Source organism: Pseudarthrobacter phenanthrenivorans, assembly GCF_000813845.1.
GTDB classification, from domain to species: Bacteria; Actinomycetota; Actinomycetes; order Actinomycetales; family Micrococcaceae; genus Arthrobacter; species Arthrobacter phenanthrenivorans_B.
Genome location: NZ_JWTB01000030.1, coordinates 38,793 through 58,616 on the forward strand (window position 1 = coordinate 38,793; position 19,824 = coordinate 58,616).

A 19,824-nucleotide genomic window follows, 5' to 3' on the forward strand; every position below is an offset into this window, starting at 1 on the left:
GGGGATGTTCACAGTGAAAGCCGGGTCTTCCCCTGCGCCCGCCTACCTGAGCGCTGGGCTTTCCGCCCGCACGTCTGCTTCCACCCTGACGTTCGACGGCGGCACCGTTGCCTTTTGGACCTACGAGCCAGCGGAAGCCACGGCGGAGACCCGGACCATCCTGGTGGTCCACGGCTTCCGCGGCGACCACCACGGGCTCCTGCGGGTGGCCGACCAGCTCCCGGACATGCGCATCATCATGCCGGACCTGCCCGGGTTTGGCGGCTCGGACGCCTTCCCCACCGGCACACATTCGGTGGAGCGCTACGGCCAATTCATCGCCGCTTTCATGGCCGCGCAGGGCCTGGGGCCGGACACCGTGCTGCTGGGACATTCCTTTGGATCCATCGTGGCGGCCCACTTCGTGGCCGGCCATCCCGGCGCGGTGAACCCCTTGATCCTGATCAACCCCATCGCAGCGCCGGCGCTGGAGGGCCCGAAAGGTGTGATGACGCGCCTCGCCGTGCTGTACTACCGGCTGGCGGCCCGGCTCCCCCGCCGGCCCGGTCTGGCGCTGCTGCGCAATCCGCTGATCGTGCGGATCATGAGCGAAACCATGGCGAAGACCAGGGACCGCGGGCTGCGGGCCTTCATCCATGGCCAGCACCACGCCTACTTCAGTTCCTTTGCTGACCGGGACAGCCTGCTTGAGTCGTTCACGGCCTCTGTCAGCCACCATGTGGCGGAAGTGGCGGGGCAGCTGGACCTCCCCGTGCTGCTGATCGCCGGCGAGAAGGATGAGATCGCCACCCTTCCCAGCCAGCACCGCCTCCTGGAACGGCTCCCGGACGGTGAACTCAAGGTGATTCCCGGCGTCGGACACCTGATCCACTACGAAACGCCGGAGCCGGCAGCCCAGTACATCCGCAGCTTCCTGAAGGACCATCCCGCGTGAAGATTGTCATTGATGCGCGTTTCACCCGCACCGACCACCACGACGGCATCAGCCGCTACGGGGCCAGCCTGATCGCCGCCACGGCGAAGATCGCGGACGTCTCCATGCTGGTCTCCGATGTCCGCCAACTCGCGCTGCTGCCGGACGTGCCGTACACACTCATCGGCAGCCCGCTCTCGCCGCTGGAACTGTTCGTGGCGCGGAAGGTAAATGCCATCGGGGCGGACGTGGTGGTCTGCCCGATGCAGACCATGGGTACGTGGGGGCGGAAGTACGGGTTGATCCTGACCCTGCATGACCTCATCTACTACGAGCACCCCGCTCCCCCGGGCTTCCTGCCGGCCCCCGTCCGGCTCCTCTGGCGCCTTTACCACAAAGCGTTCTGGCCCCAGCGGCTGCTGCTCAACCGGGCCGACACCGTAGCCACGATCAGCAGGACCACCGAGGCGTTGATTACCAAATACCGGTTGACCCGCCGCCCTGTCCGCATCATCGCCAACGCTCCCCAGCCGGCGCAGGAACCCCGCAATCCGGCTGACGGAGCGGAGAAGACCATCATTTACATGGGTTCGTTCATGCCGTACAAAAACGTGGAAACCATGGTGAAGGGCATGGCCGGGCTGCCCGGCTACACCCTTCATCTGCTCAGCCGGATCACGCCGCAGCGGCGGGCCGAACTGGAACGCATTGTCCCTGCCGGCGCCGACGTGGTGTTCCACAACGGCGTCACCGATGACGAGTATGACGGGCTGCTGCGGAAGGCAACAGCCCTGGTCAGCCTGTCCCGGGCGGAGGGATATGGCCTGCCCCTGGTGGAGGCCATGGCTCTCGGCACCCCGGTGGTTGCCAGCGATATCCCAATCTTCCGGGAGGTCGGCGCCGATGCCGCCATTTACGTGGACCCGGAGTCGCCGGAGCAGTTTGCGGACGCCGTAGGACAGTTGGGGGACGACGACCACTGGCAGGACATCTCCCGGCGCTCGATCTCCCGGGCCGGGGAGTTCAGCTGGGACGAGTCGGCGCGCCAGCTGGTGGACGCCGCGCATGAGGTGGTGGCGAAAAGGCGCCGCTAGGAAATGCCTTCGCCAACGTCCGGCGTTAGAGGACGTCCACGCCGTCGAGGCGCAACTGGACCGGGTCCGTGGTCCGCTTGGCGGCAACGGCGGCGCGCGTGGCCCGGAGGACCCGGACGACGGCGGCGGCCTGGCCGTACGGAAAGAACAGCAGCGTCCGGACGTCCTCCGCCGGGCGCCGGCCGGACGGGGCTGTGCTGAGCAGCAGCGGTGCCGGGCCCGCCGTTCGCAAAGTGATGCCTGACCCGGCGAGATCAGCCTCGACTGCCCCGGTGAAGTGCTCGACGGCGGTGCGGGGCCCGGTGACGGACGCAATCCGCACTGCCGGGGGAAGCTGGAGTTCCGTCCGGAGCTGCAGCTCACGCCGGGCGTAGCCGGCCGGATCCCAGCGGAGCAGCGCCCCGGTGGCAGCGGTATCAGTCGCTGTCACCACCACCAGCCCGCTGTCCGTGGCGGGACGGACAAGGGATGCGGCATTGAACCAGCGGCGCACGGTGTCCTCGCCTGCGCGCAGGGTCTCCCGGCGCAGCAGGGAGTCCCCGTCCAACAGCAGGGCGGCCGCGTATCCGCCGGCCGCCACAGGTTCGGCACCCACAGTTGCCACCACCAGGGCTTTGGCCGCTCCCACGGTGGCTTTGACCTGGTCCCCCGATGAGGTGATGACTGTTGTGCCCGGAAACGCCCGGCCCAATTCCTCAGCTGTCCGCAGGACCCCGGTAGCCCCTTTTCGAAGCCGCCGGCCTCCGCAGGAGGAGCACTTCCAGTCCGGGGCAGGGGTGGAACACCAGCGGCACTGGGGCAGCGCGGACGTCCCTGCCAGTGCGAGGGGGCCCTGGCAATGCCCGCAGCGGGCGGGTTCACGGCACGTTTCGCACACCAGCGAGGGCGCGTAGCCGGCCCGCGCCACCTGGACCAGGACAGGGCCGCGCTCCAGCCCTTCCTTGGCGGCCTGCCAGGCGGCATGTGGCAGCCGGGCGATGGTGGCCAGCGGATCGCGTTCCTGCTCGAAGCTGTCGGCAGTGTTGACCACCCGGGGGACGGTCCGGCGGAGGACGGCGCGCTCGGCGTCGATGGGGACAGCCCAGCCGGCCTCGACCAGCCGCTGGACTTCGGTGCTGCGGGCGTGCCCCGCGAGGAGGCAGGCCGTGCCTTCCTGCCCGGCCCGCAGGAGCAGGACCTCGCGCGCGTGCGCATAAGGCGCCCGTTGCTCGATGTGGAGGTCGTCGCCGTCGTCCCAGCAGACGACCAGGCCCAGGTCCTGCACCGGAGCGAAGGCGGCCGAGCGCGTACCGATGGCAATTTTGGCTTTGCCGGCCAGCAGGCGCAGGAAATTCCGGTACCGGGGTGTGGGCCCGTCGTCGGCGGTGAGCCGGGCGATGGCGTCCTCCGGTACGAGGGTTTTCAGTGCGTCCTGGAGGCGGTCCAGGTCCCGGTAATCCGGTACCACCAGCAGGGCGCCGCGGCCGGCGGCGTAGGCGGCGGCCGCAGCCTGGGCAAGCAGCTGCGGCCATCCGCCGGGACCGTATCCCTGCAGTGGGTTGACGACGGCCCGTGGGGCTCCGCCCGCCGCCAGGTGCCGGAGGAACGCCCCGCCGGTGCGGTATGTGGCCCAGGCGGGATAAGCGGAGGCTGCCGGCACGGGAGCAACCGAAGCGTCCGGTCCACCCTCCGCCCCGGGTTCGTCCTGTACGCCGTCCCTTTGGCTCCCGGGTGCGCTGTCCAGTGAGGCGGGATAGTCCTTTTCCAGCCTGGCCACGCGGGGCGGCACCGCAAGGCGGAGGACATCGCTGACGGTGCCGGCGTACCGGACGGCGACGGCGGAGGCAAGGTCGCGGACGGCGGAGGTAAGGACAGGAACGTTGGACACGACCTTGGCCAGCGGCACCAGGGTGTGTCCGGCGTCGGACTCTGCCACCCGCTCCAGGAGGAATCCATTGAGGTCCTGGCCGTTGAATTTGACCTTTACCCTGACGCCCGGCTGCGCGGCAGCGTCGAGCTCAGCCGGGACCGCATAGTCGAACGGGCGGTCCAGGTGCGGCAGCGGGGATTCAATGAGGACGCGGGCCACCGGAAAGTGCTCCGCCAACGCAACGCCGCCGGACACTGACCGCGCAGGAAAACCCTGCAGCAGTGACGGCTGGGCGGAACTGTCAGCGGCCATGGCGGTTTCCTCCGTTCGGCTGCCGGGTGGACAGGAACAGCAAAGCACGGGGCACTGACATTGGTGCCCCGTGCTTTGTACGTAACGGGTCAGGCGTTGAAGAAGGCCTTCAGCTCGTCCACCCGGTCCAGGCGCTCCCAGGTGAAGTCCGGCTCGTCACGGCCGAAGTGCCCGTGGGCGGCGGTCTTGGCATAGATGGGCCGCTTCAGGTCCAGGGCGTCGATGATGGCGCGGGGCCGGAGGTCGAAGATTTCCGCGATCGCCTGGCTGATCCGGGCGGGATCGACGGTCTCGGTGCCGAACGTCTCGACATAGGTCCCCACCGGCCGGGCCTGGCCGATGGCATAGGCGATCTGGATCTCGGCACGCTTTGCCAGGCCTGCAGCCACCACGTTCTTGGCGACCCACCGCATGGCGTAGGCGGCCGAGCGGTCCACCTTGGACGGATCCTTGCCGGAGAATGCGCCACCGCCGTGGCGGGCCATCCCGCCGTAGGTGTCGACGATGATCTTGCGGCCGGTGAGGCCGGCGTCACCGACGGGTCCGCCAATAACGAACTCGCCGGCGGGGTTGAGGATGTGCGCGGCGCGCGAGATATCCAGGTTGGCCCCCGCCAGGACAGGCTCAATCACGACCTTGGCGAGGTCGGCGCGCAGTTGATCCAGGCTCGCTCCTTCTGCGTGCTGGCTGGAAATCACCACGGTCTCGACCGAGACGGGGACGTCCTTGTCGTAGCCGACAGTCACCTGGGTCTTGCCGTCGGGCCGCAGGTAGGGCAGCTGGCCGGTCTTGCGTACTTCCGTGAGCCGTTCGGAGAGCCGGTGGGCCAGCCAGATGGGGGTCGGCATGAACGACGGCGTTTCATCGCTGGCGTAACCGAACATGAGCCCCTGGTCGCCCGCGCCCTGGAGGTCGTAGTCATCCTCCTGGCGGCCTTCGCGCGCCTCGAGGGAATTGAAGACGCCGCCAGCGATGTCGTTTGACTGCTGGCCGATCGACACGGACACACCGCAACGGGCGCCGTCGAAGCCGTTGGCTGAGGAGTCGTATCCGATGCCCAGGATGGTCTCGCGGACGATCTGCGGGATTTCGACGTAGGCGTCGGTGGTGACTTCGCCGGCCACGTGCACCAGGCCGGTGGTGGCCATGGTCTCCACCGCCACGCGGGATTCGGGGTCCGCGGCAAGCAGTGCGTCCAGGATGGCGTCACTGATCTGGTCGCAGATCTTGTCCGGATGGCCTTCGGTGACCGACTCGGACGTGAAAAGCCGGAGTGCGGAGGGCGTGGCCCCATGGGTCTGGGGAAGGTGCAGCGGTAAAGTCACTCAACTACCTTACTGGTTGGTGTTGGTCCCCCGTCCGGAGATGTCCCCGTGCTAAGCAAAGGTGGCCGGAAACACGCCAGGCGGGGGCGGAACGGTCAGCTGGCTGGCCCAGTCTCAGTTGAAGGAAACGTGGTTCAGTTCAAAGCTGATGCGGCTGATGATGGCTTCCGAAACCTCGGTCTTGGTTCCCGCGGCCTCCTGTGGTTCGGAGCCGGAGCGCGAGAGGATGACCACCGAATTGGCATCCTGTCCGAAGACCTTGTCCGTCCCCACGTGGTTCACCACCAGCAGGTCGCAGCCTTTCCGCTGCAGCTTCGCTTCGGCGTAGGAGCGGACGTCGCCCTGGCTGTCGCCCGTCTCAGCTGCGAAGCCCACAATGAGCTGCCCGGCGGGGGCAGCCCCTGCGTTGCGCTGCTCAACGAGTTCGTGCAGGATATCGGGGTTTCGAACCAGGGTGATGACCGGATCCGCGGCGTCATCCCGCTTCTTGATCTTGGTGTCCGAAACCTCTGCCGGGCGGAAATCGGCCACGGCAGCCGACATGATGACGACGTCGGACCGGGCGGCCGCGTCCAGCGCCGCTTCCCGGAGCTGGAGGGCAGTTTCCACACGGACAACCTCGACGCCGGCCGGCGGCGGAACATCCATGTGGGCGGCCAGCAAGCGCACCGTGGCGCCTGCATTCCGGGCAGCGACGGCCAGCGCCACGCCCTGCTTGCCGGAGGACCGGTTGCCGAGGAAGCGGACCGGGTCCAGTGGTTCGCGCGTTCCGCCTGCGCTGATGGTCACCGTACGCCCGGCCAGCGGCAGCTGGTAGTCGGACTGCCCGTGGACCAGGGCCATGGCTGCGTCGAAGATCACCTGGGGTTCGGGAAGCCTGCCCGGACCGGAGTCCGCGCCCGTCAGCCGCCCCGATGCTGGTTCCAGGACTGCGGCGCCCCGGCTGCGGAGGGTTTCCACGTTGGCCCGCGTGGCGGCATGCTGCCACATCTCGGTGTGCATCGCAGGAGCGAACAGTACCGGGCCATGCGCCATCAGCAGGGTGTTGGTGAGCAGGTCCCCCGCCTGCCCGGTGGCGGCTTTGGCCAGGAGGTCGGCCGTGGCGGGTGCAACCACCACCAGGTCTGCCTCGTGGCCCAGGCGGACGTGGTTGACCAGGTGCACGTCGTCGAAAACGCTGTTGCTGACGGGATTGCCGGACAGCGCCTCCCACGTGGCGGTGCCGATAAAGCGGGTGGACGCCTCGGTGGGGATCACCGTGACGTCATGGCCGGCTTCAGTAAAAAGCCGGAGGAGTGATGCCACCTTGTAGGCGGCAATCCCTCCCCCGACTCCGAGGACTATGCGCACGTGACCTCCGTCAACAGCAAGTCAGTTCCAGCGGCAGGATTACTCTGCGGCTTCGATCGGCGTGGAAACCAGCTTGCCTTCGTTGATCTCGCGCAGGGCGATGGACAGCGACTTCTCGTTCAGCTTGGTGTCAACGAGGGGTCCGACGTATTCGAACAGGCCCTCGTGCAGCTGGGCGTAGTAAGCGTTGATCTGACGAGCGCGCTTGGCACCGAAGATCACCAGGCCGTACTTGGAATCAGCAACCTTCAGCAGGTCGTCGATCGGCGGGTTGATGATGCCTTCAAGGTTCGTGGACACGAATTCTCCAAATTCCTAGCGGGCTGACGGTTCCGGCAGGTGTGGATGCGGTGTCAGCCCCATGAGTGAAACAAGCTCGTCCGCTGCCCGGCGGACGTCGTCATTGATGACGGTGTGGTCGAACTCCGGTTCAGCAGCAAGTTCCAGTTTAGCGGTTTCCAGGCGCCGCTGCTGTTCCTCGGGCGTTTCGGTGCCGCGGCCCACCAGGCGCCGGACCATTTCGTCCCAGGTGGGCGGGGCCAGGAAGACGAACTGGGCGTCCGGAACGGCGGCCTTGACCTGGCGCGCACCCTGCAGGTCGATTTCCAGCAGCACGGAGCGGCCCTCCGAAATGGCCTGGTTCACGGTGCTCTTCAGGGTTCCGTAAGTGTTCTGACCGTGGACGACGGCCCATTCCAGGAGTTCACCATCGGCGATGAGCTGTTCGAACTCCTCCTTGGTTTTGAAGAAGTAGTGGACACCGTCCACCTCTCCGGGCCGGGGCGCCCGGGTGGTGGCTGAAACGGACAGCCAAACCTCGGGGTAGTTGTCCCGGATGTAGGTGGACACGGTGCCTTTGCCAACAGCCGTCGGACCTGCGAGGACTGTCAGTCCAGGTTTCTTGCTCACGTATTCCTTTTGCAGCGGTCGGGGGGAAGGCAGGATCAGCTTGCCTCAATGCTCGTCTATAAAATTTACCAGCGCCCGGCGCTGGTGAACGCCGAGGCCGCGGACCCGGCGGGACGCGGCGATGCCCAGTTGCTGCATGATGGCCGCAGCCCGTACTTTCCCGATGCCGGGAAGGGCTTCGAGCAGTTCCGAAACCTTCATGCGGGCCAGGGCGTCGTCCTCAAGCGCGGAGCTGATGATGTCCGCCGCGGATCTGTCGCCGTTCCGAAGGCTTTCCTTGGCGGCGGCCCGCGTGGCCCTGGCTGCTGCCGCCTTGCCCAGGGCGTCGGCCCTTTCGGATGCGGATAAGGGTCGCAGGACCATCACGGACACCCCCGAAGTCGGCGGAATTCATCCAAGGGCGGCCGCCCTTGGACCTGTCCTGAAACTACCCTCTGGTGCAGCCCGAATCAATGCATTGGCACAATTGCCGCTATTGTCCGCGCAGTCCGTCCAGGGTCCGCAGGGCGGCGTCCCGGAGTCCGCCGGTTGCCGGGCCCGCCGAGAGGATGTCGCGGCTGGACGTGCCAAGGACCAGCGGATATGCCGCACCGAACGTGGCCCGGAGGTCCGCAGGCGTGGCGCCCTGGGCTCCGAGGCCCGGGGCCAGGATGGGGCCGCGGACGGCCGAAAGGTCCAGGTCGAGGTCCGCCAGGGCACCGCCCACGGTGGCACCAACCACCAGGCCTACCGAACCCAGGGCTCCGGCGTACCGCGAGTTCTCCGCGGCGGCCGCAAGGGTGATCCTGCGGGCCACGGAATCCTTCCCGCCGACATGCTGTACGGAGGCGCCCTCCGGGTTGGAGGTCAGGGCCAGCACGAACACGCCGCGGCCTGTTTCCGCTGCGAGGTCAAGCGCCGGGCGCAGCGACTCAAACCCGAGGTAGGGGCTGAGCGTGACGGAGTCCGCTGCGAGCGGGGAGTCGTCCCGCAGCCAGGCGTCGGCGTAGGCGGCCATGGTGGAACCGATGTCGCCGCGCTTGGCGTCGGCGATGCTGAGCACCGACTCGTCCCGTGCCGTGGCCAGGACCTCCTCCAGGACAGCCATCCCGGCCGATCCGTGGCGTTCGTAAAGTGCCACCTGGGGCTTGACCGCGGCAGCGAGCGGCGCCACGGCCTCCAGGACGGTCAGCGAAAAGCGCCGGAGCCCGGCGGCGTCGTCGTCAAGTCCCCAGCTCCCCAGCAGTGCGGGGTGCGGGTCGATGCCGACGCAGAGGGGACCGCGGGCGGCCATGGCCGCGCCGAGCCGGGAGCCGAAGGACTCCCGGCCGGCGCGTGCCGCCGGTTGGTTGCCGGGTTCCTGCTCAGGCATGCTGCAGGGCCGCTTTCTGCGATTCGGCGAGGGCTGCGGCGTGTTCCTGCAGGCTGGTGACGGACCATTCGTAGGTGCGCATGGCTTCGATGGCCTGCACGGCGGCGTTGAACTCGGCCACCGTCGTGATGCAGGGGATGCCGATGGAGGTTGCCGCTGCGCGCAGTTCGTAGCCGTCGCTGCGCGCCTCGCCGCCGGACGGCGTGTTGAAGACCATGTCAATTTCGCCGGCGACGATGAGGTCGGCGATGGTGCCTTCACCCTCGGCGCTGCTGCCTTCGGCGACCTTCCGGACCGGGGTGGCCTGGATGCCGTTGCGGCGCAGGACGTCCGCGGTGCCGCCGGTGGACACGATCTCGAAGCCCAGGTCCGACAGCCGCTTGACGCCCATGATCACCGAACGCTTGTCCCGGTTGGCCACGGAGACGAACACCTTGCCCTCGGTGGGGAGGGCGTTGTTGGCGCCTGCCTGGCTCTTGGCGAAGGCGGTGTCGAAGTGCTTGTCGATGCCCATGACCTCGCCGGTGGAACGCATCTCGGGTCCGAGCAGGGAGTCCACCACCTTGCCCTCGAGGGTGCGGAACCGGCTGAACGGCAGCACCGCTTCCTTGACGGCCACGGGGGCATCCAGCGGCAGGGTGGAGCCGTCGCCGGTTTCCGGCAGCATCTTGTAGGCGCTGCGGAGTTGCCCGATGGTCACGCCGGTGCCGATGAGGGCGGCGGCCTTGGCCATCTGGACTCCGGTGGCTTTGGAGACGAACGGCACGGTGCGGGACGCGCGGGGGTTGGCTTCCAGGACGTACAGGACGTCCGAGGCCAGCGCGAACTGGATGTTGATCAGGCCGCGCACGCCCACGCCCTCGGCGATGGCGCGGGTGGCGGTGCGGACGCGTTCGATGACGTTGCTGCCCAGCGTGATGGGCGGCAGGACGCAGGCGGAGTCGCCGGAGTGGATGCCGGCTTCCTCGATGTGCTCCATGATGCCGCCCAGGTACATGTCGGTGCCGTCGTAGAGGGCGTCGACGTCGATTTCGACGGCGTCCTCCAGGAACCGGTCGATCAGTACCGGGTGGTCCGGGGTGATCTCGGTGGCGTTGGCGATGTAGCGGGAAAGGTTGGGCTCGTCGTACACGATCTCCATGCCGCGGCCGCCCAGGACGTAGGACGGGCGGACCAGGACGGGGTAGCCGATCTCGTCGGCGATCTTCTTGGCGTCCTCGAAGGAGACGGCAGTGCCGTTCTTCGGCGACACCAGCCCGGCCTTGTCCAGGACGCGGGAGAACGCGCCGCGGTGCTCGGCGAGGTCGATGGCTTCCGGGGAGGTGCCCAGGATGGGCACGCCGGCGTCGGCCAGCTGCTGGGCCAGCTTCAGCGGAGTCTGGCCGCCGAGCTGGACGAAGACGCCCATGACGCCGCCGGTGCGTTCCTCGGCCGCGATGACCTCCAGCACGTCCTCGAGCGTCAGCGGCTCGAAGTACAGGCGGGTGGAGACGTCATAGTCGGTGGAGACGGTTTCCGGGTTGCAGTTGACCATGACGGTCTCGTAGCCGGCCTTGCGCAGGGCCATGGAGGCGTGCACGCAGGAATAGTCGAACTCAATGCCCTGGCCGATGCGGTTCGGGCCCGAGCCGAGGATGAGGATGGACGGCTTGGAGTGCAGCGCAACCTCGTCCTCCTCGTCGTAGGCCGAGTAGTGGTACGGCGTGTAGGCGGCGAACTCGGCGGCGCAGGTGTCAACGGTCTTGTACACCGGGCGGATGCCCAGGGCCTGGCGGACGCCGCGGACCACTGCTTCGGAGTTGTGCGTGAGGGAGCCGATCTGCTCGTCCGAGAAGCCGTGGCGCTTGGCGCGCTTGAGCATGTCGGCGGTCAGGGCCCCGGCCTGCCGGATCTCGTGCGAGATCTCGTTGAGCAGCTGGAGCTGGTCCAGGAACCAGGGATCGATCTTGGTGGCTTCGAAGAGCTGTTCCACGGTGGCACCGCCCAGGAGGGCGCGCTGGACCTGGTGGAGGCGTTCGGTGGTGGGGCGCTTGGCCTTCTCGATCAGGTCGGCGACTTCCCATTCGGGGACGCTGCTGAAGTCCAGCTGCGACCCCTTCTGCTCCAGGGATCGCAGGGCCTTCTGAAGTGCCTCGGTGAAGTTCCGGCCCATGGCCATCGCCTCGCCCACCGACTTCATGGTGGTGGTGAGGGTGTTGTCCGCCGCCGGGAACTTCTCGAACGCGAACCGCGGGACCTTGACCACCACGTAGTCCAGCGTGGGTTCAAAGGACGCAGGGGTCTTCTGGGTGATGTCGTTGGGGATCTCATCCAGGGTGTAGCCGAGCGAGAGCTTGGTGGCGATCTTGGCGATGGCGAAACCGGTGGCCTTGGACGCCAGCGCGGAGGAACGGGAAACGCGGGGGTTCATCTCGATGACCACCACGCGGCCGGTCTTGGGGTCGATGGCGAACTGGATGTTACAGCCGCCGGTGTCGACGCCGACTTCACGGATGACGGCGATGGCGACGTCCCGCAGCTTCTGGTACTCGCGGTCCGTCAGGGTCAGCGCCGGTGCCACGGTGATGGAGTCACCGGTGTGCACGCCCACGGGATCGAAGTTTTCGATGGAGCAGACCACAACGACGTTGTCGTTCTTGTCCCGCATCATCTCAAGCTCGTATTCCTTCCAGCCGAGGATGCTCTCTTCGAGCAGCACCTCGCTGGTGGGGCTGTACTGCAGGCCCTGGCCGACGATGCGGCGCAGGTCGTCCTCGTTGTAGGCCAGGCCGGAGCCAAGGCCGCCCATGGTGAAGGAGGGCCGGACCACCATCGGGTACCCGAGGTCGCCGGCGGCGTTGAGTGCCTCGTCCATGGTGTGGATGATGTGGCTGCGGGCCGACTCTGCGCCACAGCGCTCCACGACGCCCTTGAACTTCTCCCGGTCCTCGCCGAGCTCGATCGCGGCAATGTTGGCACCGATCAGCTCGACGTTGTACTTCTCGAGCACGCCGTTCTTGTCCAGCGCGATGGCGGTGTTCAGCGCGGTCTGGCCGCCCAGGGTGGGCAGGACGGCGTCGGGGCGTTCCTTGGCGATGATCTTTTCCACGACCTCGGGGGTGATGGGCTCGACGTAGGTGGCGTCCGCGAACTCGGGGTCGGTCATGATGGTGGCCGGGTTGGAGTTCACGAGGATGACGCGAAGGCCTTCCTCCTTGAGGACCCGCAGTGCCTGGGTGCCGGAGTAGTCGAACTCGGCGGCCTGGCCGATGACGATCGGGCCGGAACCAATGACGAGGACGCTCTTGAGATCTGTACGTTTCGGCATTACTTCTTGTCCTCAGTCTTGTTGTCGTTTTTGTGGTCAGCGCCGGCGGAGTGGGCGGAGTCAACCGGTTCCTTGGACAGGTTGGCGTCCCTGCCGTCCCGTGTGCCGGCCATGAGGTCGATGAACCGGTCGAACAGGTACGCGGCATCGTGGGGTCCGGCGGCAGCCTCCGGGTGGTACTGGACGGAGAAGGCCGGAATGTCCAGGCAGGCCAGGCCTTCCACGACGTCGTCGTTCAGGCTGATGTGGCTGACTTCGACGCGGCCGTAGCGTCCCTCCGGCGCCTGGGTGGGTCCGTCGAGGGGGGCGTCGACGGCGAAGCCGTGGTTCTGGGACGTGATTTCCACTTTGCCGGTGCGGCGGTCCATGACCGGCTGGTTGATCCCGCGGTGGCCGTAGCGCAGCTTGTAGGTGCCGAAGCCCAGTGCCCGGCCCAGGATCTGGTTTCCGAAGCAGATCCCGAAGTAGGGCAGCTTTTCGTCCAGGACCGACCGGAGGAGCTTGACCTGCGCATCAGCCGTGGCGGGGTCGCCGGGGCCGTTGGACATGAAGAAACCGTCCGGGTTGACGGCCTTGACGTCCGCCAGGGTGGCGGTTGCCGGGAGCACGTGGACGCGGACGCCGCGTTCGGCGAAGCGGACCGGGGTCATGGCCTTGATGCCGAGGTCGATCGCCGCGATGCTGAAGCGCGGCTCGCCCTCCCAGCCGTGGTCCTTGGGTTCCACCACATAGGCTTCATCCACGCTGACTTCTTCGGCCAGGCGGGAGCCTTCCATGGGGGCGCTGGCCAGGACGGCGTCCACCAGTTCCTTGTCCGTGGCCTGGGCGGCTTCACCGGAAAAGATCCCGGCGCGCATGGTCTTATGTTCGCGCAGGTGCCGGGTGATGGCACGGGTATCCACACCCTGGATGCCCACGATGCCCTGGGCCACCAGTTCTTCGTCCAGTGACCGCTCCGAGCGCCAGTTGGACGGCCGGCGGGCAGCGTCGCGGACGATGTAGCCGGCCACCCAGATGCGCCGGGACTCAGCGTCGTCATTGTTCACGCCGGTGTTGCCGATGTGCGGGGCGGTCTGGACCACCAGCTGCCGGGCGTAGGACGGGTCGGTGATGGTTTCCTGGTAGCCGGTCATGCCGGTGGCGAAGACGGCCTCGCCCAGGGCGGTGCCGGTGGCGCCGTAGCTGGTGCCGCGGAAAATGCGCCCGTCTTCGAGAACCAGCGCAGCCGGGGCTGACACAGGAGCGGAGGTGGTTGCTGTCAATGTATTCGCTTTCACTGTCTTACTTTCCACTGGTGGCACCAGCCGCTGGGGCTGACGAAATCAATTCCTGAAGGGCCTGGTACAGCACGTCCTTGTCCGCGGCGCGGCGGGTCCGGAAGCCGGTGTCCAGTTCATGCTTGCCGTGCGTCCACGCGATCACCAGCAGGCCGTCCTTTTCCACGAACTTCCCTGCCATGCCGCTGTCCTGCCGGACGCCGGTGAGGGACGCCGCCGGGATGTACAGGGCAGGAGCGCCGGAGCGTTCATAGAGTACGCCGTGGGGGTAGACCGCGAGGGTCGAGTTGGTGCGGATGCCCAGACCGTGCACCGCGATCCGGTCCAGCCAGTCACCGGCCGTCGTGGTGGCCACGTACTGCCCCTCGGCGGCGGCTGTCGGCTCGCCGGGAGCGGCGGGCACCTGGGGAAGCTGTTCGACGTCGGACTGGCGCCTCAGGCGGTTGCGCCACCCCACGGCGATGAGGACAAACACAACGCCGGCCACCGCCAGCATGGCAAGTCCGGGAAGGATCTTGTCCATCAGGCAACGCCTGCCGGTGTTGCGGCGGCATCCGGGTGCGGGCTGTTGAGGGCGCCGTCCAGGACGGTGGGGTGTCCCTTGAAGAAGGTGGCCACCACCTTGCCGGGCAGTTCGCGGCCCTTGAACGGCGAGTTGCGGCCCATCGTGGCCATGGTGAAGGGATCAACCGTCCACCGCGCCTCCGGGTCCACCAGGATCAGGTTGGCGGGTTCTCCTGCCTCGATGGGGCGGCCCTGGTCAGCCAGGCGGCCGATCTTCGCGGCTGCGGTGGAGGTGACCCTGGCGAAGTCAGCCCAGGTCATCAGGCCGGTCTCGATCATGGCGTGCTGGACCACGGACAGGGCCGTTTCCAGCCCGGTCATGCCCATGGCAGCCTGCGCCCACTCGCATTCCTTGTGCTCGCTGGGGTGGGGTGCGTGGTCGGTACCCACAACGTCGATCGTGCCGTCTGCCAGGCCTGCGCGCAATGCCTGGACATCGGCGTCGGTGCGCAGGGGCGGGTTGACCTTGAAGACGGGGTCGTAGCTGCGCACGAGGTCGTCGGTCAGCAGCAGGTGGTGCGGCGTGACTTCGGCCGTGACGTCGATGCCGCGTTCCTTGGCCCAGCGGATGATTTCCACCGAACCGGCCGTGGACACGTGGCACACGTGCAGGCGGGAGCCGACGTGCTGGGCCAGGAGGACGTCGCGGGCGATGATGCTTTCCTCCGCCACCGCCGGCCATCCCGTGAGTCCGAGGACGGCGGAGACGTCGCCTTCGTTCATCTGTGCCCCGGCGGTAAGGCGGGGCTCCTGCGCATGCTGGGCCACCACGCCGTCGAACGCTTTGACGTATTCCAGCGCGCGGCGCATCAGCACGGGGTCGTGGACGCAGATGCCGTCGTCGGAGAACATCCGCACCCGGGCGCGGGAATCGGCCATGGCGCCGAGTTCCGCGAGCCGCTCCCCAGCCAGGCCGACGGTGACGGCACCGACGGGGCGCACGTCCACCCAGCCGGCGGCGCGGCCCAGGGTGTAGACCTGTTCCACGACGCCTGCGGTGTCTGCCACGGGAGTGCTGTTGGCCATGGCGTGCACTGCCGTGTAGCCGCCCAAGGCGGCTGCCCGGGTGCCCGTTTCCACCGTCTCGGCGTCCTCGCGGCCGGGTTCGCGCAGGTGGGTGTGGACGTCCACCATGCCGGGCAGGGCCACCAGGCCGGCGGCGTCAATGACGGTGGCGCCGTCGGTGGACAGTCCCTGGCCGATCTCGGCGATGATCCCATCGCGGATCAGCAGGTCCGCCCGGTCGCCGCCGAGGATGGCGGCGCCTTTGATGAGGTACGTTCCGGTGTTGCCTGCCATCAGTTGCTCTCCTTGGTGGATGGGGCGGCGGCGTAGGCCGGTGCCCGGTGGGCGGCTGGTTCGCGGGTGTCCCCGGAGAGCAGCAGGTACAGGGCGGCCATCCGAACCGACACACCGTTGCGGACCTGGGCCAGGACGGTGGAACGGGGTGAGTCTGCGGCGGCCGCACTGATTTCCAGGCCCCGGTTCATGGGCCCCGGGTGCATGATGATCGTGTCCGTCATGCCGAGGTCGTCCAGGGCCCGGAGCCGGTTGTCGTCGAAACCCCAGCGGCGGGAATATTCGCGGGTGCTGGGGAAGAACGAGGCGTTCATGCGTTCGCCCTGGACCCGCAGCATCATGATGGCGTCCACACCGTTCGCCAGGGTCTGGTCCAGGTCGTAGCTGACGCTGCACGGCCATTTGTCGACGCCGACCGGCAGCAGGGTGGGCGGTGCCACCAGGGTGACTTCCGCGCCGAGGGTACGGAGCAGCCAGACGTTGGACCTCGCCACGCGGGAATGCAGGACATCCCCCACGATGGCCACCCGCAGGCCTTTGAGGTCGGTTCCTTCCGACCCCGTGCCGGACAGCCGGGCCCAATGCCGGCGCATGGTGAAGGCGTCGAGGAGGGCCTGGGTGGGGTGTTCGTGCGTCCCGTCGCCGGCGTTGATGACACCTGCGTCAATCCAGTCCGTTGCTGCCAGGCGGTGCGGTGCGCCGGACGCCCAGTGGCGGATGACGACGGCGTCTGCACCCATGGCGGACAGAGTCTGGGCCGTGTCCTTCAGGGACTCGCCCTTGGATACCGACGAGCCCTTGGCGGCGAAGTTGATCACGTCGGCTGACAGGCGCTTGGCGGCGGCTTCGAAAGAGATGCGGGTGCGGGTGGAGTCCTCGAAGAAGAGGTTCACCACGGTGCGGCCCCGCAGCGCGGGCAGTTTCTTGACTTCCCGCTCCCCCACCGCGGACATTTCCTCCGCGGTGTCCAGGATACGGATGGCGTTCGAACGGCTGAGGTCGCCGGTGGACAGGAGGTGTTTCATGCGCCGCCTTCGATCACGACTTCGTTGACCGGGGTGCCGCCGTCGGGGGTGTCCGTCTCCTCGAGCCGGACCCGGACCTTTTCGGCGGATGAGGTGGGCAGGTTCTTGCCGACGTGGTCGGCGCGGATGGGCAGCTCGCGGTGTCCCCGGTCAATCAGGACGGCAAGCCGGACGATGCGGGGCCGGCCGAGGTCCACGAGGGCGTCGAGTGCGGCCCGGATGGTGCGGCCGGAGTACAGGACGTCGTCGATCAGCACCACCACTTTGTTGTCGATGCCGGTACGGGGCAGCCGGGTGGGGTAGGGCGGACGCGTCCCCTGGTGGGAAAGGTCGTCGCGGAACATGGTGACGTCGAGCTGGCCAACAATGGCGGCGGCATCAACAGTGTTGTCCGCGGCGGCAATTTTTTCCGCGAGCCGGACAGCCAGCGGATAGCCTCGGCGGGGAATGCCCAGCAGGACAAGGTCCCGGGATCCCTTGTTGGCTTCGAGGATCTCATGGGCGATACGAGTGAGGGCCCGGTCAATATCCGCCTGGCTGAGGACAACCCTGGCTGGAACCGGTGCGCTGGTGACAGAAGTCAACGCTCGTCTCCCCTTTCCCCGCCTCACAGGACGGAATTAAAAAAGGAACATTTGCGGTTCAAAATTACCACAGGGTCCCGCAGGTGCAGGTGTCCGGCCAACGCGGTGCTGGTCACACGCCGGCCGGCCGGCGTCCGGTTCCTTTGTGGTGCACGGGCTCCAGCTTAGGCTTTCGGGTATGCCGATGTATCCGCAGCAACCTTCGCCCGGCCTGCCGGAGGACCCGTACCAGGGGCCGTCCGCTCCCCTGCCGCAGCAAACCAACCCCACCTGGATGGGCCATGTGCATCCCGCGCACTACCGTGCGGCGCCGGGGCACCAGGGCCAGCCGCTGGCCGGCGTGTTCCCACCGCAGGCCCAGGGACAGGTGCTGCACTCGGCCAGGGCCCGCAACGGGCTGGTGGGGCTGACCATCGCCGGCGGTGTGCTCGCGTTCCTTAGCCTGTTCCTGGTGGTGCCGTTCCTGCTGTCCAACACCGGCGCCGCCGGTTTCGTGATCGGTTTCCTGGCTTCCCTCATCCCGTTGTCAGTGGTCCTGGCGGCGGTGCACATCATTGACAGGTGGGAGCCGGAACCCAGGAGGCTGCTGTTTTTCGCCTTCACCTGGGGCGCGGCCGTAGCCGTTGCCGTGACCCTGCTCATCCAGCCGTTCTTCGTGATCGCCTTCCAGTTCACTGACGAACCTGACCTGCAAACCTATATGGCCACGGTGCAGGCGCCGGTCGTCGAGGAGTTCGCCAAATCACTCGGCCTGCTCATCCTGCTCCTTGCAGCCCGCCGGCAATTCGACGGGCCAGTGGATGGGGTGGTGTTCGCCTTCACCATCGCCGGCGGCTTCGCCTTCACGGAAAACATCCTGTACTTCGGCAGGGCCATCGCGGAATCCGCATCACCGGCCAGCGACTTCGCCCAGGTCTTCTTCCTCCGCGGCGTCATGTCCCCCTTCGCGCATGCACTCTTCACCGGAACCACCGGACTGATCATGGGCTTCGCGGCCAGGCGCTGGCACACGGGCGCCTCGATCGCGGCCTTCTTCGTCGGCCTGCTGCCGGCCATGTTCCTGCACAACCGCTGGAACAGCATGGGCCAGGGCTTCCTGCTGGACTACATCGTGGTGCAGGTGCCGATCTTCATTCTGGCCGTGGGCGGCATCATCTTCCTGCGGGTCGCCGAAAAGCGCCTGACCCGCCAGCGGCTGCTGGAATACTCGGCCGCGGGGTGGTTCACGCCGGCGGAGGTCCAGCTCCTGGCCACCCGCGGCGGCCGCCGCACGGCCCTGGCATGGGCTGCGGACTCGGGCAGGAAACAACAGATGAAGCAGTTCCTGAAGACAGCCACCCAGCTTGCCAACACCCGACAGCGGATCCTGAGCGGACGCGATGTGCCGCTCCACCAGGCTGAGGAAAGGCGGCAGTTGCAGCACATCCTTGAACTGCGCGCCGCGGTGGCCGGCGGATAGGCGCGGGCCGGGAGGATGCCCGGTTTGTGCGGGTTAACGAACGGAAGGCCCCGCTGATGCGGGGCCTTCCGTAGTTGCTGGGTTGCTATGCGAGCAGCGATGGCTTCAGCTGCTGCAACCGGCCCAGGAGGCCGTTGATGAACTGCGGGGACTCATCCGTCGAGAGGGTCTTGGCAAGTGCCACGGCCTCACTGACGGCGACTCCGTCCGGGACGTCGTCGTTGTACAGCAGCTCCCAGGTGCCGATGCGCAGGATGATGCGGTCGACCGACGGCATGCGCTCCAGGCTCCAGCCCTGTGAATAGGTCTCCAGGAACTCGTCAATGGCTGCCTGCCGGGACAGTACGCCCTCAACGATGTCCACGGTGTAGGGGTTAACGATCTGGTCAGTCTTTTCCCGGCGGGCGCGGAGCACGTCGAACGGGGAAACAGAGCGCTGCTCCGCTTCGAAAAGAACATCCAGTGCCCTGTTGCGGGCTTTACCGCGGGCGCTCACTACTCAGTGACCCGGCCCAGGTAGCTGCCGTCGCGGGTGTCCACCTTGACCTTGGTGTTGTTCTCGATGAACAGCGGGACCTGGATTTCGTAGCCGGTTTCCAGGGTGGCGGGCTTGGTGCCTGCCGAAGAGCGGTCGCCCTGCAGGCCCGGCTCGGTGTAGGTGATTTCGAGGACAACGCTCGGCGGCAGTTCGATGTAGAGGGGGGTGCCGTCGTGGATGGCGATGTTGACCATCTGGTTCTCGAGCATGAAGTTCGTGGCGTCGCCCACCGTTGCGCCGGAAACCGTGATCTGGTCGTAGTCCGAGGTGTCCATGAAGACGAAGTCGGCGCCGTCCTGGTAGAGGTACTGGTAGTCGCGGCGGTCGACGGTTGCCGTTTCGATCTTGAGGCCGGCGTTGAACGTCTTGTCGACAACCTTGCCGGACATCACATTGCGCATCTTGGTGCGGACAAAGGCGCCGCCCTTGCCGGGCTTGACGTGCTGGAACTCGATGACGTTCCAGAGCTGGCCCTCAAGCTTCAGGACCGTTCCGTTCTTAATGTCGTTAGTGGTTGCCACTGGTTTCCTCTGGTTTCTTCGTCCGGCCGCGCGGGCCAGATGCTTTATGCCGGGCGGGCACGCCGGGTGGGCCGCCTGCACGTGTTTGTCAAAAATCGCGTGGATGCAAAAAATTCCACACCCATTCTACCGGCAAATCCGGGCCGG

18 protein-coding genes are annotated in these 19,824 nt (G+C 67.2%); 3 read left to right on the forward strand and 15 right to left on the reverse strand.

The window, feature by feature from the left end; all coding sequences use genetic code 11:
- The first annotated feature begins 4 nt into the window (after positions 1–4).
- Together RM50_RS15160 and RM50_RS15165 are read left to right on the forward strand one after the other, a co-directional pair.
- On the forward strand, positions 5–934 hold the full coding sequence (locus RM50_RS15160; RefSeq protein WP_043454368.1) for an alpha/beta fold hydrolase: 930 nt from the start codon (positions 5–7) through the stop codon (positions 932–934).
- Positions 931–2,007: a glycosyltransferase family 4 protein gene (locus RM50_RS15165; RefSeq protein WP_043454371.1), complete on the forward strand. Its 1,077-nt coding sequence runs from the start codon at positions 931–933 to the stop codon at positions 2,005–2,007. The genes RM50_RS15160 and RM50_RS15165 overlap by 4 nt, the downstream gene beginning before the upstream one ends.
- Positions 2,008–2,032: 25 nt before the next feature.
- Here the strand turns inward: RM50_RS15165 and RM50_RS15170 are convergent, their stop codons facing one another.
- The 13 genes from RM50_RS15170 to pyrR all read right to left on the reverse strand — a co-directional run bounded on the left by RM50_RS15170 (position 2,033) and on the right by pyrR (position 17,159).
- A complete protein-coding gene (locus tag RM50_RS15170) occupies positions 2,033–4,168 on the reverse strand; it encodes a hypothetical protein (protein WP_043454373.1) in 2,136 nt (711 codons plus the stop codon).
- Positions 4,169–4,257: 89 nt separating this feature from the next.
- Positions 4,258–5,493: a methionine adenosyltransferase gene (gene metK / locus RM50_RS15175; RefSeq protein WP_043454376.1), complete on the reverse strand. Its 1,236-nt coding sequence runs from the start codon at positions 5,491–5,493 to the stop codon at positions 4,258–4,260.
- A gap of 114 nt (positions 5,494–5,607) precedes the next feature.
- Positions 5,608–6,843, reverse strand: coding sequence for a bifunctional phosphopantothenoylcysteine decarboxylase/phosphopantothenate--cysteine ligase CoaBC (gene coaBC / locus RM50_RS15180; RefSeq protein ID WP_043454379.1), 1,236 nt, complete (start codon positions 6,841–6,843; stop codon positions 5,608–5,610).
- A 39-nt stretch (positions 6,844–6,882) separates the two neighbouring features.
- Entirely contained in the window at positions 6,883–7,143 is a 261-nt protein-coding gene (gene rpoZ, locus RM50_RS15185; protein ID WP_026264487.1) for a DNA-directed RNA polymerase subunit omega, read from the reverse strand.
- A 15-nt stretch (positions 7,144–7,158) separates the two neighbouring features.
- Positions 7,159–7,752, reverse strand: coding sequence for a guanylate kinase (gene gmk, locus RM50_RS15190; RefSeq protein ID WP_043454382.1), 594 nt, complete (start codon positions 7,750–7,752; stop codon positions 7,159–7,161).
- 45 nt (positions 7,753–7,797) lie between these two features.
- Positions 7,798–8,115: an integration host factor, actinobacterial type gene (gene mihF / locus RM50_RS15195; protein WP_205622282.1), complete on the reverse strand. Its 318-nt coding sequence runs from the start codon at positions 8,113–8,115 to the stop codon at positions 7,798–7,800.
- Positions 8,116–8,224: 109 nt separating this feature from the next.
- Positions 8,225–9,103, reverse strand: coding sequence for an orotidine-5'-phosphate decarboxylase (gene pyrF / locus RM50_RS15200; protein WP_043454387.1), 879 nt, complete (start codon positions 9,101–9,103; stop codon positions 8,225–8,227).
- A complete protein-coding gene (carB, locus tag RM50_RS15205) occupies positions 9,096–12,410 on the reverse strand; it encodes a carbamoyl-phosphate synthase large subunit (protein WP_043454389.1) in 3,315 nt (1,104 codons plus the stop codon). Before carB ends, pyrF begins: the two co-directional genes overlap by 8 nt.
- A complete protein-coding gene (gene carA, locus RM50_RS15210) occupies positions 12,410–13,711 on the reverse strand; it encodes a glutamine-hydrolyzing carbamoyl-phosphate synthase small subunit (RefSeq protein ID WP_043454391.1) in 1,302 nt (433 codons plus the stop codon). Before carA ends, carB begins: the two co-directional genes overlap by 1 nt.
- Positions 13,692–14,210, reverse strand: coding sequence for a hypothetical protein (locus RM50_RS15215; protein ID WP_043454394.1), 519 nt, complete (start codon positions 14,208–14,210; stop codon positions 13,692–13,694). The genes carA and RM50_RS15215 overlap by 20 nt, the downstream gene beginning before the upstream one ends.
- The gene (locus tag RM50_RS15220; RefSeq protein WP_043454396.1) at positions 14,210–15,550 is read right to left on the reverse strand and encodes a dihydroorotase; all 1,341 of its coding nucleotides are present in this window, start codon (positions 15,548–15,550) and stop codon (positions 14,210–14,212) included. Before RM50_RS15220 ends, RM50_RS15215 begins: the two co-directional genes overlap by 1 nt.
- Entirely contained in the window at positions 15,550–16,575 is a 1,026-nt protein-coding gene (locus RM50_RS15225) for an aspartate carbamoyltransferase catalytic subunit (protein WP_043454400.1), read from the reverse strand. The genes RM50_RS15220 and RM50_RS15225 overlap by 1 nt, the downstream gene beginning before the upstream one ends.
- Positions 16,572–17,159: a bifunctional pyr operon transcriptional regulator/uracil phosphoribosyltransferase PyrR gene (gene pyrR, locus RM50_RS15230; RefSeq protein ID WP_043454402.1), complete on the reverse strand. Its 588-nt coding sequence runs from the start codon at positions 17,157–17,159 to the stop codon at positions 16,572–16,574. The genes RM50_RS15225 and pyrR overlap by 4 nt, the downstream gene beginning before the upstream one ends.
- 178 nt (positions 17,160–17,337) lie before the next feature.
- Here pyrR and RM50_RS15235 point away from each other — a divergent pair, with 178 nt between their 5' ends.
- Positions 17,338–18,618: a PrsW family intramembrane metalloprotease gene (locus tag RM50_RS15235; RefSeq protein WP_043454405.1), complete on the forward strand. Its 1,281-nt coding sequence runs from the start codon at positions 17,338–17,340 to the stop codon at positions 18,616–18,618.
- An 85-nt stretch (positions 18,619–18,703) separates the two neighbouring features.
- Here the strand turns inward: RM50_RS15235 and nusB are convergent, their stop codons facing one another.
- Positions 18,704–19,114: a transcription antitermination factor NusB gene (gene nusB, locus RM50_RS15240; RefSeq protein ID WP_043454408.1), complete on the reverse strand. Its 411-nt coding sequence runs from the start codon at positions 19,112–19,114 to the stop codon at positions 18,704–18,706.
- Positions 19,114–19,677 (reverse strand): elongation factor P, encoded by a 564-nt coding sequence (gene efp, locus RM50_RS15245; RefSeq protein WP_043454411.1) that lies wholly within the window; start codon positions 19,675–19,677, stop codon positions 19,114–19,116. Before efp ends, nusB begins: the two co-directional genes overlap by 1 nt.
- Between the last annotated feature and the right edge of the window lie 147 nt (positions 19,678–19,824).